General features: G+C 53.2%; 10 protein-coding genes. 3 read left to right on the plus strand and 7 right to left on the minus strand.

The features are described from left to right. Positions 1-60: 60 nt before the first annotated feature. The 3 genes from aaeB to aaeX are packed head-to-tail and all read right to left on the minus strand — an operon-like array spanning position 61 to position 3,237. Entirely contained in the window at positions 61-2,049 is a 1,989-nt protein-coding gene (aaeB, locus tag DUT67_RS20540) for a p-hydroxybenzoic acid efflux pump subunit AaeB (protein WP_113632224.1), read from the minus strand. 11 nt (positions 2,050-2,060) lie between these two features. Then, entirely contained in the window at positions 2,061-3,026 is a 966-nt protein-coding gene (gene aaeA, locus DUT67_RS20545; RefSeq protein WP_113626499.1) for a p-hydroxybenzoic acid efflux pump subunit AaeA, read from the minus strand. A gap of 7 nt (positions 3,027-3,033) precedes the next feature. After that, the gene (aaeX, locus tag DUT67_RS20550; protein WP_005975424.1) at positions 3,034-3,237 is read right to left on the minus strand and encodes a p-hydroxybenzoic acid efflux pump operon protein AaeX; all 204 of its coding nucleotides are present in this window, start codon (positions 3,235-3,237) and stop codon (positions 3,034-3,036) included. A 619-nt stretch (positions 3,238-3,856) separates the two neighbouring features. Here aaeX and aaeR point away from each other — a divergent pair. The 3 genes from aaeR to DUT67_RS20565 all read left to right on the plus strand — a co-directional run bounded on the left by aaeR (position 3,857) and on the right by DUT67_RS20565 (position 5,842). Further along, on the plus strand, positions 3,857-4,792 hold the full coding sequence (aaeR, locus tag DUT67_RS20555) for an HTH-type transcriptional activator AaeR (RefSeq protein WP_113626500.1): 936 nt from the start codon (positions 3,857-3,859) through the stop codon (positions 4,790-4,792). A 108-nt stretch (positions 4,793-4,900) separates the two neighbouring features. Then, on the plus strand, positions 4,901-5,239 hold the full coding sequence (locus DUT67_RS20560; protein WP_113632225.1) for a hypothetical protein: 339 nt from the start codon (positions 4,901-4,903) through the stop codon (positions 5,237-5,239). 9 nt (positions 5,240-5,248) lie between these two features. Beyond that, positions 5,249-5,842: a hypothetical protein gene (locus tag DUT67_RS20565; RefSeq protein ID WP_113632226.1), complete on the plus strand. Its 594-nt coding sequence runs from the start codon at positions 5,249-5,251 to the stop codon at positions 5,840-5,842. Between the two features lie 88 nt (positions 5,843-5,930). Here the strand turns inward: DUT67_RS20565 and tldD are convergent, their stop codons facing one another. The 4 genes from tldD to DUT67_RS20585 are packed head-to-tail and all read right to left on the minus strand — an operon-like array spanning position 5,931 to position 13,375. After that, the gene (gene tldD / locus DUT67_RS20570; protein ID WP_113632227.1) at positions 5,931-7,376 is read right to left on the minus strand and encodes a metalloprotease TldD; all 1,446 of its coding nucleotides are present in this window, start codon (positions 7,374-7,376) and stop codon (positions 5,931-5,933) included. A gap of 56 nt (positions 7,377-7,432) precedes the next feature. Beyond that, positions 7,433-11,281 carry an AsmA2 domain-containing protein YhdP gene (yhdP, locus tag DUT67_RS20575; protein WP_113632228.1) on the minus strand — a complete coding sequence of 1,283 codons (3,849 nt, stop codon included), beginning with the start codon at positions 11,279-11,281 and terminating at the stop codon, positions 7,433-7,435. 41 nt (positions 11,282-11,322) lie between these two features. Continuing rightward, positions 11,323-12,792, minus strand: a complete 1,470-nt coding sequence (gene rng, locus DUT67_RS20580; protein ID WP_048258346.1) for a ribonuclease G — start codon at positions 12,790-12,792, stop codon at positions 11,323-11,325. Then, a complete protein-coding gene (locus DUT67_RS20585; protein ID WP_113632229.1) occupies positions 12,782-13,375 on the minus strand; it encodes a nucleoside triphosphate pyrophosphatase in 594 nt (197 codons plus the stop codon). The genes rng and DUT67_RS20585 overlap by 11 nt, the downstream gene beginning before the upstream one ends. Positions 13,376-13,380: the final 5 nt, after the last annotated feature.

A 13,380-nucleotide genomic window follows, 5' to 3' on the forward strand; every position in this document is an offset into this window, starting at 1 on the left:
CGGCCTGCGCCACTATCGGATTAATCGTTAGGTTGGCTGCGCCGTCTCATCCACAGATGATTAGTTGCTCAGCGCATGCTGATAATCACGTAGGATCCCAGTCAATCGGCCCACGGGCGCAGTCACGCTCGGGGGAAGTTGCTGTTCTGTCAGCATCTGCTGATAACGCTCAAGTTCATCCAACAGCTGCGCAAAATAGCGGCTGCGCGTAGCATCGCGTCGGGCTGAAATCACCTGCTCTGCCGTCGCACGAATCTGGCGATGAAAGGCAGACAGCGTCGCATTTTGCGGAATATCCAGCGTTCTCAGACGTTGGTGCATGATGATCAGCCACAGTGCGAGGCGATATTTGGCAATATCGTCAGGGAAGCGGCTCAGCAGCAGGAAAAGCTGTTGGTAAAGCGCTGGCAGGTGATTCTCTTTTCGTCGCGCCCTGTTGGTGGTCAATGCCGAAACCGCACCATACACAAAGCGGTTCAATAACGTTCTCCCCGTGTGCGCCTTGGTGTTATCCCGGATCAGCAGGATCACCATCAGCGCCAGAAAGCAGCCGATGATCTGGCCGATCGCGCTGTCCAGAAACTGACTAACGTTGAACGTCATCGGGTTGTCCAGTACCAGAATATTGATCGTACTGGCCAATGCGCCCAGCGAACCCAGCCGACGTTTTTGTACTTCAAGCCCGAGAAAGAAAGCCATCACCCCCAGGCTCAGACACAGCAGCAACATACTTTGCTGCGTCGACGGCATGATAAACATGAACATCAGCGCCCCCAGTGGCAGCGCATAGATCGTCCCGAAAAGAAAATCCTTCGCCATCATTTGTGGGTTCGGCAAACGCATGGCAAGCGATGTCACCACCGCAATCATCACCATACACACGCTACCGGACGTCCAGCCAGTGCTAAGCCAGAACAGGCAGCCCAGCGCCGTCGCCACACCGGTGCGTAAGCCGTTGATCATGGCATGATGGGTTTCCGCCGAAGGCACTTTAATTTCTACATCACTGTTCAACACATCAGCTTCTATCGTGTTGATGCGTCCGTTGGTCTGCACGCCCTTCGCCATCAGCAGATAACGCGTCGCCGCCCCAACCCAGTCGATCAGCGTAGGCGGTACGGTACGGCTGTCAGCCGCAATCAGGTGGCGCAATGCTTTCACACGACAATGCACATCACGGAACGACTCAACAGGCTGATCCAACACCAGCTTCAGACTGCTTTTTATAGGGGTCGGTGCATCCTGCAAAATCAGGTAAGTTTCACACGCCTGAGTGATCATCATGAGCGATTGCGTATGCAATGACATTAAGCGGCGATTGCTGTTTTGCCAGCGCGAGGACTCCAGCATCAGGCTACTGCGCATACCGCTGAGTGCAGTCGTTTTGCGCACCAGTGCATGCCATGCCGCATCTATCGCTTCTTTCTCCGCCCCGCTCATGCTGAGTTGCAGTAACCGATACTGATCCACCAGCAGTTCACCGATGCTGCGGTCAACATCCTGTTTGATTGATCGTGGTGAGAACAGCAAATCCGCCAGAATGGCACAGACGATGCCCAGCACAATCTCGCTACAGCGCTCCACGGCAAACTGCGGCGTCAGCAGCGGCGTTCCCTGCGTCGACACAATAATAATCAGCGCGGTATAGCCCGCCAGCCCAAATATATAGGCGTTTTCAACTTTAACCAGCGAGGAAACCCAGGTGCAGAAGCCAGCCCAAATACAGCACAGCATCAGCATTACCACAGGCGCACGAACAGTAGCGATAATGATAACAAGCGCACCAATACAGCCAATAAACGTCCCGATAATACGTAATATGCCACGATGGCGAATTGCACCGGAAAACGGCTCGCCGCCCGCCGCGAATGCGGGGCCAGCAGCGACAATCGCCGCCGTCAGAACCGACCAGCGCGGCGTTTCCAACTGTAGGTGGAACCCCAGAAACAGGGACAGCACAATCGCAAAGCTCAGTTTAAAAGCGAAGCGAAGGCGCGCAAATTTTGGTGTCGTAAAGAACACAGAACCTGTCAACGACGAGGTTTTCATCATCGCCTCACTTAGCCAAACTCACGCAGGCGATAAAGCAGACGGATAAGCGGCGACGGCTTTTTATCATTGTTGACCTGCTCGCCAGTAACCACCACCGTCGCCGTCGTGCCAGCAGGGTAGAGATCACCCATTTGCCGATCGAGGCGGATTTTTACCGGCACACGCTGCGCTAAACGCACCCACTCCAAATTGGAATCTACGTTAGCCAGGCCCTTAGTGTTCGCACTGTTGCTGCTGTTATTTATCCCAGCCGCCACGCTATCAACGGTGCCATAAAATATCTTTTCGCTACCCAGCGGGGTGATTTCCGCACGATAGCCACGGCGAACGCCTTCAAGCTTGGTCTCTTCCATGTACGCCAGCAGGTAAAACGAATCCTTCTTCACCAGCGCTACCGCTGTATTACCGCGTTCAATGAACTCGCCGCTTTGCACATGCAGGTTGGTGACCCAGCCGTCGGCAGGCGCGCGTACCACGGTGCGATCCAGCTCCAATTTCGCCAGTGACAATACCGCCTGCGCTTTAGCAAGCTGGTGCGTTGCGGTTTCTAACGCATTGCTAGACTGATCGATATTTTCCTGTGACATCGCACTGACGCCGAGCCGCGCACGACGCCCTGATTCCCGGCGTTTTTCCGTCACCAGCGCCTGATAGTAAGCAACATCGGCTTCCGCCTGCGCCACAGCTTGATGGTAACGAGGTTGGTCGATGACAAATAACACATCACCTTTGTTCACCAGTTGATTGTCCGTGACGCGAACGTCAGTCAGCAACCCGCTGACGTCCGGTGCTATCGCCACCACATCCGCCGTGAATTTGGCATCACGCGTCCAGGGCGATTCGGTGTAAAACGCCCAAACACGAAAAATGGCCACAATTGCACACAGCACAATCACCAGCGTAATGACCACACGGCTCAGTTTTTTGATCAGCGCGGCCTGCTGCCTAAACAAGGTTAAAAAGAAACTTTTCACAGACGCCTCACAGACCGTAACGGAATAATAAATAGAACAAGCAGCAAAACAGCGCGCTGTTAAACAGCGCCGGATGCCAGACAAAGTCATAGATACCCGTCGGTTGCAGCAGGCGGTTCACGACAAAAAACAGGGTCAGCGACACCAGTAAGACGAAAAATACGGGGGGAAATGACAGCCCGAACAGCACCATAACCGGGAGTGAACTCATCCTCTTTTCCTTTTTCTATTAGGTAGCGGCAGCGAGCAGGTGTGCTACCGGATGGTAAATTATGTCGTGCGATAGCGCAGCCTAGTGCTGACGTTCAACAGCGACAAAAGCGCTTCATCCCGCAGGCTGGCGGCCAACGGATGGGATAGCGGTAAACTGATGAGTAGCGATGTCAGTAGGGACTGACTAACGATGGGAAATCAGCGTATTACTCTATACCCGTCATACTTCAAGCTGCATGTGCGTTAGCTGCGTTCACTCACCCGAATCACTTACCTGTGTAAGCTCATCGGGATGAAATGAGAGACATCCTGTCCCTCACCGAAGGCCAGCCGTTGGCTGGTCAAATTCGTTCCAGACGAATTTGTCCCTCGCTTGCCACGTTATTCGGCCTGATGGCCTCACCCCTTCGGGGTCAGCGCAAGCGCTGTTCAAAAACACCTTGCCGTTTTTGTCCTGCAACTTGAATTATTTAGGCTATATATTGGATAAATAATTATTGGGGAGCCTTGAGCGGACAATGTTCCACTCGGCATCACCGGATAGGCTATATTATGGATGCTTATTATCACCTTATCTACATAGTGTGATCTAAATCACTTTTAAGCCAGAGTGAATAATGGAAAGACTAAAGAGTATGTCGGTGTTTGCCCGCGTGGTGGAATTTGGTTCTTTTACCGCCGCCGCACGCCAGTTGCAGATGAGCGTATCCGCCGTCAGCCAGACCGTCAGCAAGCTTGAAGATGAGCTACAGATTAAGCTGCTGAACCGCAGTACGCGCAGCATTGGTCTGACGGAAGCAGGGAAAATTTACTATCACGGCTGTCGCCGGATGCTGCATGAAGCGCATGAGGTACACGAACAGCTTTATGCCTTCAACAACACACCGATCGGCACGCTACGCATTGGTAGCTCGTCCACCATGGCGCAGAATGTATTGTCCACCATGACAGCTGCGATGCTGAAGGAATATCCCGGTTTGTCCGTCAATCTGGTTACCGGAATTCCGGCTCCCGACCTGATCGCCGACGGGCTGGATATCGTTATCCGCGTCGGCGCACTACAGGATTCCAGCCTGTTCTCGAAACGCTTAGGCTCAATGCCGATGGTGATCTGTGCCGCAAAAAGCTATCTGGCGCAGCACGGCACGCCGGATAAGCCAGCAGATATGGTGAACTTTTCCTGGCTGGAATACAGCGTGCGTCCCGACAGCGAATTTGAGCTGATCGCACCGGAAGGCATCTCGACCCGCGTCACACCACAAGGGCGCTTTGTCACTAACGACCCACAAACGCTGGTTCGCTGGCTCAAGGCCGGAGCAGGTATCGCGTACGTTCCGCTTATGTGGATCGTGGAGGAAATCAATCGCGGCGAAATCGAGATTCTGTTCAATCGCTATCACTCCGATCCGCGCCCGGTCTACGCGCTCTACACCCGCAAAGACAACCTGCCGCTGAAAGTCCAAGTCTGCATTAATTATCTGACGGAATACTTCAAAGACGTCGCCCTGACATATCAAGGCTATCGGCAGGATCATGGCGAGGAAAAAAAGTAGGTTTTGCAAAGAGAAAATGCGAAGCGTTTTCCTCTTTCATATAAAACGCATCCCCATCCCGGCATCCGTGCGTTATACCTCTTTCTTCGTTCAGGAAAGTAAAATCACATGGATAACGTACGAATAAATTCGTACAATACGGGTGAGAGGATGGGGTTCAAGAATGCAAAAAAGCAGCTTATCGTCTGTCTGCAGTCAGGTAATGTGCTGCATGAAGCCAGAGGGAATATCAGCACAAAGAATTTTCTGGCAATCGGACAAATATCAATAACAGAACTCATTGATGTTATTTATAAATCACCAGGGACATCCTACTCTTCTTCACCCCATCATTTTGCAGCACATGTTGATGTTCATATCATCCGTTGCCGCTATCGGGGAGTACCGTGGTATATCAAGTGGTACTTTACCGAGCCGGATTGTGTCTTTATTAGCGTCCACCATTGAGGCGATGACATGAAAATTTTCAAAGTCGGCGATACACAGGGAGCGCTCTGTAATACCTGCCAGTCATATGAAACAGCGACGTTTCAACTTAAAGACGTCCCATTCAGTGATAACCGTGGCGTGGTGAGACAGGTTCTGGTTGGCGTTTGCGATCGCTGCGGGAATGTTGCCATCATCCCCCATCAGTCCACCCCCATGATTAAGAAAGCACTAGATGTGCAGCGTAAAGCGCTGGAAAGTAGAGTCCCCGCGCACATGATAGACATCCTAAATCTGGCAAGCTGCGAATTAGGTGGGGAACCCGATTTTATTCCCACTCTGATGAAATACTATCTTCACACTCTGGCGGCTGACCACACAGCGGCAAAAGATATCCCGCGTTTTCTACAAAGTGAGTTGGCAAAAGGAAAATCCGAGAAGCGCCTTTCTCTTAAAGGCAGACATGTTGCAACAGACATTGACGTACTAAAAACCACGACAAACATCTCCAGTACAACAGACCTATTAAAAGGTATTGTTCTCAAAATTAAGGAAGATGTTTTGGTACAGCGGGATGAAATACACATCACGCAGCTCAAATCGATTATTGCTGCCGTGTCCTGATTTTGTGCTCCGTTGCATAACGCCCTCTGGAAAAAAACCGCGCTTATAAAAGCGCGGTTTCAAAGGGGATTCAGAGCATCATAACGAATTACGCGGTGCCGCCGACGGTCAGACTTTCCAGCTTCAGCGTAGGTTGACCAACGCCGACGGGCAGGCTTTGCCCTTCTTTGCCGCACACGCCAACGCCTTTATCCAGCGCCAGATCGTTGCCGACCATAGAGATCTGCTGCATCGCTTCAATGCCGGAGCCAATCAGCGTCGCGCCCTTGACTGGCGTGGTGATACGCCCTTTTTCGATCAGATATGCTTCGGATGTCGAGAAGACGAATTTGCCAGAGGTGATATCAACCTGACCGCCACCAAAGTTTGGCGCATACAGGCCGTATTCAACGCTGGAGATAATCTCTTCCGGCGTGGATTTTCCAGCCAGCATATAGGTGTTCGTCATACGCGGCATCGGCAGATGCGCATAAGATTCGCGACGACCATTGCCCGTTGGCGCAACGCCCATCAGACGAGCATTCAGCTTGTCCTGCATGTAGCCTTTCAGAATACCGTTTTCGATCAGGACATTGTATTGCCCCGGAACGCCCTCATCGTCCATCGAGATAGAGCCACGACGTCCACTCAACGTGCCATCGTCCACCACCGTACACAGCTCTGACGCAACGAGTTTACCCATCTGTCCGCTGAATACTGACGTACCGCGACGGTTAAAATCACCTTCCAGACCATGACCGACCGCTTCATGCAGCAGCACGCCCGGCCAGCCTGCACCCAACACCACGGGCATCGGCCCAGCGGGTGCCGCCACAGCAGACAGGTTAACCAGCGCCATACGCACCGCTTCTTTCGCCCAGGCGTCAACGCGAGGTTCGCCGTCCGTCACTTCCCAGAAATACGCATAGCCGCCACGCGTGCCGCCGCCACTGCTACCGCGCTCACGTTTACCTTCCGCTTCGACCAGCACGCTGACCGACAGACGAACCAACGGACGCACATCCGCCGCCAGTGTGCCGTCCGTCGCAGCCACCAACACCAACTCATACACGCCGGTCAGGCTGGCGGAGACTTCCTGCACCCGCGTATCCGCAGCACGAGCGACCGTATCCGCACGTTGCAACAGCGCAATCTTATCTTCACGCGTCAGGCTATCCAGCGGATTCAACGTTGGATAGAGCGCACGATGCGACACTGCACCCAGCGTGCGCGCCGTACCAGTGCCTTGTTCCCGCACAATACTGCGTGCTGCCTGCGCGCTCTGATGCAATGCATTCAGCGTGATCTGATCGGCATACGCAAACCCGGTTTTTTCACCGTCAATCGCACGGATACCCACGCCCTGATCGATGTTATAGGAACCGTCTTTGATGATGCGATCTTCCAGCACCCAGGACTCATGGTAGCTGGATTGGAAATACAGGTCGGCATAATCCAGTCGACGTTCATTAAGTGACCCCAGCACAGCGGCGAGATCGTCAAGATTCAATTTGTTAGCGGTGAGTAACTGCTCACTGACAAACGAAAGGCTCATAGTTTTTCACTCTTTATCAGATAATCGGCTGAGTACGCTGCGCTGCCCTAACGGCATTATTCGCCTTTCTTCTTGTTCGGCTCACGCAGCACTTCCTGAATCTTTGGCTGATCGAGGCTACCGGAAATCTGGTAGCGAATCAGCGAAATCTTGTTCCATAGCGGTGCCAGTACTTTACTGGCAGCAAACACTGCGGCCCCCACAACCGGATTGACGGCAAATGCAGTCGCCACGCCCACCGTCGCAGAAATTTCCGGGGCGATAACCGCTTCCATATTGACCTGTCGCTTAGCGAGGTCGAGATCGCCTTTCATCGCGATGTCTGCCTCCAACCCGTCGATCAGCATATCATCAGTATGCAGCACGCCATCTTTAATCCATGCGGTGCTGCTAATCGAGTCGAAGTAGAACCCACGGCCAAACGTATCACTAAAATCGAACCGCAGCTTACGCATCAATGCATCGAAGCTCAATAAACGTAGCAGTTGCCCGGCTTGACCAGCACCGACTTCAGCAATTTCACCTTTACCAATGCGCGTGTGCAATATCCCGCTCAGGCTGGCAATATCCGGCGCCCAAGGCGTCCCGCGCCAATACAGATCGTAATCTACATCGAAAGAACCAGCCTTCAGCGGTGAATCGACGCCAAACCAGTTAGCGTTCTGCTCCAGACTGTCCCCCGTCAGACGGCCCTTTAGCGCAGTCCGCACGCCTTCTGCGTTTTCCTGCCAGGACCCGTTTACCGTCAGGCGAGCCTTACCTGTATCAATGATACCGTCCGTCAGCGTTAATTTTTCCTTTTCTGGCAGTATCGTTCCCTGAATACGTCCCATATTCTGCCCGACAATCCAGCACTGACGGCAGTTAACTGCCAGCGACGGCCAGTCCTCAAAGCTGATACTCGGGTCGTTCAGAGGCGATTTTTTCTCCGCCAGCGCCACCGGGTTGGTCGCTTCGTTACCTTTCCACTGAGGATTGTAGTAGAGATAATTGATGTCGCTGCGCCACATGCCGCGATTGGGTATCTCAACCTTTCCGTCAATTTCACGTCCTTTCGCCTGCACTTCACTGCCGCCAAGCGTATTTTTTCGCGTAATTTCCAGATCGTGCCACTGTTGCCCTAACAATTGCAGCTCAGGCGTTCGCAGCGTCACCGCCTCAGGGAAACGCAGAGAGCTACGCACTTTTTTCCCTCCTGCCGACGCATTCCCTTCCGCCATAGTAGAGGTACGCAGCGATGGCAGAAGCCCCAGCCAGCTTTCTGCATCCAGCGGTGGGAGATCGAGCACCAAAGCGGAGTCTTCTGGTAATGCCGGTGCCGTTGTTGCCGCATTCTGCCAGCTTGCCCGCGCCAGCGTCACGGTGTCGCCTTTCAGCAGCCATTGGCTATTGAAACGGTTATCTTTGCCCACTCGCCCCTGCATAGTAAAACCATTCAGGTCACCGCTGGCTTTGACTTCTAGCGGCAAGTTCTCGCCAGCAGGCTTATTCAGCGGGTTAGGTAAGTGACTACTTACTTTATTTAAATCAGCCAGTACATCAACATCGTAGGTTGTTTTACCCGAGTGTGGCAGGTTGACAGCAACCGTACTTTTCCAGTTCGCCGCGCCGGACAGCGCTTTGCTTGCCGATGCCGGTAAACCTGGCAATAGCGCTGGCTGCCAGTCGCCCTGCAAGCCCACATTCACCAAAAACGCTTTAGCCTGCTCTTCTGTCGTGAAATTGACCGCCATCGGCTGATTCAGCCAATTCGCCTGTAGCGTTTCACTACGTAAATTGCCGTTTTCATAACGGAACTTACCCGTGAGATTCTTAATCGTGGTATCCAGCGGCTTTATATACAAACTGTTATTATTCAGCGCAATATCGCCACTGGCGCGGACATCATCACCGACAAGCGGAATATCCAAATGTAGCGTGCCTTTCACCGGCCCACCAATTTTCAGCTCATCCAGCGCGGTACCCAGCGAGGATTTCAGCGGCGTCTGATGAAAATAGTTGCCCACTTCAGGCCCAGAACCATCCAGTTCGCCATCAATAAGCAGCATCTCTTTTTCATAATCAGGAATGACCGCGCTAATATTTTTGCCTTCCACCTTACCCAGCCAGATTTGCGGCGCAAACATCCACAGACCGTTATTAGCGAAATCCAGATTGATATCCAGCGGCGTTAGCGCAGGCCAGCCCGGCTGGAACTCAAAGGTGGCATCTTTAACCGGCACCCAGACTTCAAACTGACCTTCGTTATGCGTAAACGGGAAATGCTGCGGATTACCGGCAAAGATCAGCGTCGCATTATCGACGCGGCCGCCTTTCAGCGCACCGCTCAGGTAATCCACCAGCTCAGTGCCCATAAACAGTTCGGGATAATAGCGCCAGGCATCTGCCGCATCGGTCAGCCGGATTCCCGCCAGAATATCCAGCTTCGGTTCCTGCCTCGCGGGCTGTTCGTAACGGAAATCACCGTTAGCCCACAGCGATTTCGCCTGTACGTCTAGCCCATGGCTCCAGAGTGACAGACCTTGCGCATCATTACGCCAGTCTATCGTGCCGTTGGCCTGCTTGATTTCCAGCGGCGCGCGGAACATATCCACATAGGGTAACGTACTCTGCTTTAACGCTACGCTGACCTGACCACGCTCAACGCTGCCGCGGGCAGAACCGGAGAAGTGATCGACGCCAGGCAGCAATTTCCACTGCTTCCAGCTCACATCCTGCCAGTTGGCGTGAAAGCGGCTTCTTTCTGGCTGTTGCAGAGGGATATCGACGGCAACGGAATTCAATGTGCCCGTCGGTTGCAGCTCATCCCAGCGCGCTTTCAAGGCTGGCGTCGTGCCGGACAGCAGTGGAAGCAGCGTGTTTACACGCTCCAGCGCCAAATTACTGGCTCGAATACGTAGCTCTTCCTGCCGATCGGGCCCCAGCATGTGTTCATTTTTTGGCAACCACAGGGCAGAGAGCCTGCCTTTCGGCCAAGCGATACCATCCGTTGCCAGATTCAACGTGGGAACATCCACCTGCCAGCCATTTTCCTGACGGCTGACATGTAGCGTCATGTCATCCACATTCAGACGATGCGCGTCACTTCCCTCACCCCAGTTTGCCGTCCCCTGATTAAGGCGTACATCACCACTGTGGATGCCACCATCACGGACGTTGAGCCATGCTGCCAGACTAAAATCGGCGCTTTCTAGCCCCGTGTTGTTTTTCATCCAGCGGCTGAGCCACGGCTTCATATCGATATTGTCAGCTTGCAGGTAGAACGTACCGTTGCCCAGTAGCCCCTGCTCATCGCGCAAATCCATGCGCATCTGCACCACACCGTGCTGGCCGTTAAAACTCGACAGGCTGATCAAACCTTCTGCGCGGTGACGTTTGTCGGAGTTCAACCAGGTCAGTTGAGGAATACTCAGCTCCGCTCGGGAACCGGAAGGGGTAAGAAAGGTAATCTGGCTATCACGCAGGTCAAAATGGTCAAACTGGCGCAGGAAAAGATCGCTGACCTTTCCTGACTCCATCAGTTTGTTATCCTGCTGCTGCCCATTAAGTTGGCTATTAAGATCGAGCTTTAACTGATGAAACGTGAGATCGCGGAACTGCCAGCGCCCATGCAACAGCGACTGCCACACATCCAGCGCCAGCGTAATGCGATCAACCTGCCAGTCCGATTCCGGCAGCGATGTGCGAAATTTTTCAATTTCCAGCGTGGGGCCAAAGGACTCCCATCGCCCCGTCATTGAGCCGATTTCTAACGGAACGCCAGCAGCAGACTGCGCCCAGGCCACCAGCTGTGGCCGGAAATGATCGAGCTGTGGCAGCACCAGTCTTAAGCCGCTGACCAACAGCGCAACCATCACGACAAGAGTGGCACCCGTGATGACTAATATTCCGGGCAGTCGCCTCACTAATTTCTCCTTCTTTCGTCGCCGACGACGAGCGCACGAATTTACATCATTACGACGTCAAACTGCTCCTGGCTATACAGGGGTTCGATTTGTACTTTGACCTGCTTGCCGACGAAAATTTCAACCTCAGCTAACGCGTGCGATTCTTCACTTCTCAGGGCTTCCCCGACAGCTGGTGAGGCATAAACAAGGAAACGGTCGGTGTCATAAGCGTGGTGGACGCGCACAATTTCACGCATGATTTCATAACAGACGCTTTCTACCGTCTTCACGGTGCCACGACCATGACACGTCGGGCATTCATGACACAACACGTGTTCAATACTCTCACGCGTGCGTTTGCGCGTCATCTCTACTAATCCTAGTTGAGAGAAGCCGTTAATACTGGTTTTGACCCGATCTTTACTCAGCGCCTGCTCCAGTGAATGCAGCACCCGCCGACGGTGATCTTCGTTATTCATATCGATGAAATCGATAATGATGATGCCGCCGAGGTTACGCAGGCGCAGCTGTCGCGCAATAGCCTGCGTCGCTTCGGTATTGGTATTGAAAATGGTTTCATCCAGATTGCGGTGACCGACGAACGCCCCCGTATTGATATCGACAGTCGTCATGGCTTCAGTCTGATCGATGATCAAATAGCCACCGGACTTCAACTCAACCTTTCTGTCCAGTGAACGCTGGATCTCATTTTCCACATCAAACAGGTCAAAAATCGGCTGTTTACCCGCATAGTGCTCGAGTTTACGCGTCATCTCCGGGATATATTCGGAGGTAAACTCCAGCAGCGCTTCGTACGTCAGCCGGGAGTCAATCCGAATACGGTCCAGCGCAGCGCCTGCAAAATCACGCAAAATTCGCTGTGCGAGCGCCACTTCACCGTAGAGCTTACATTTGCTCTGGTTACGCTTTTTGCGCTCCATCACCTTACCCCACAGGCGCTTCAGGAACGCCGCATCCTGCGAGAGTTCTTCTTCACCGATCCCTTCCGCTGCGGTACGAATAATGAAACCACCGTCATCATCGCAATAGTCGGCGACCGTTTTCTTTAAGCGATCGCGTTCCGCTTCACTCTCAATGCGCTGTGATACACCAACGTGCGATGCACCGGGCATGAACACCAGATAGCGCGACGGTAGCGTGATGTCGGTAGTCAGACGCGCACCTTTGGTTCCCAGCGGATCTTTGACCACCTGAACCATAAGGTCCTGTCCCTGACGCACCAGCTCGGCGATATCACGGACGTGAAAATTCTTTTGTTCGTCACCGGCAACGCATTCGGTATGCGGCATAATATCGGACGCGTGCAGGAACGCGGCTTTATCTAAGCCGATATCCACAAACGCTGCCTGCATGCCCGGCAGGACGCGGCTCACGCGGCCTTTATAAATGTTGCCGACAATACCGCGTTTCGCATCACGCTCAATGTGAATTTCTTGCAGAATGCCGCCGTCGATATAGGCAACGCGCGTTTCTGACGGTGTAACGTTTACCAGTAACTCAGCAGTCATGTTTTCCTCTTGCGCTCCGCAATGCAGCAAAATTACTGAATAGCTCATGGGTTTCTACCAGCGGCAGCCCAACGACTGCGTAATAGCTCCCGTTAAGCGACCGGACAAAGCATCCACCTTTGCCCTGAATACCATAAGCCCCGGCTTTATCCATCGGCTCACCGCTAGCGATATACCGTTCGATGTCCTGCTGCGAGAGCGGACGAAAGACGACATCGGTTATCACCAGACAGCTCAAGATATCGTCTTTATCTGCCAGCGCGACGGCGGTCATCACCTGATGTTGTTTTCCTGACAGCTGACTCAGCATCTCTGCCGCATGAGTTTCGTCCTGCGGTTTTTCCAATACCTGACCGTTCAGCACCACGATGGTATCCGCACCCAGAACCGGTAAATCGGATGGTGCAGCCGCGACACCCGCGCTCGCTTTTTCATGCGCCAGACGCCGAACGTAAATCTCCGCAGCTTCCTCTGGTAAACGTTGTTCTTCCACCGCGACATTCAGCACAGAAAAAGGAATGTCGAGCTGCGTGAGCAACTCGCGACGACGGGGAGAAGCGGAGGCCAGATAAAGCTGGGTCATGAATC

This window comes from Pectobacterium peruviense (assembly GCF_003312355.2).
GTDB classification, from domain to species: domain Bacteria; phylum Pseudomonadota; class Gammaproteobacteria; order Enterobacterales; family Enterobacteriaceae; genus Pectobacterium; species Pectobacterium peruviense.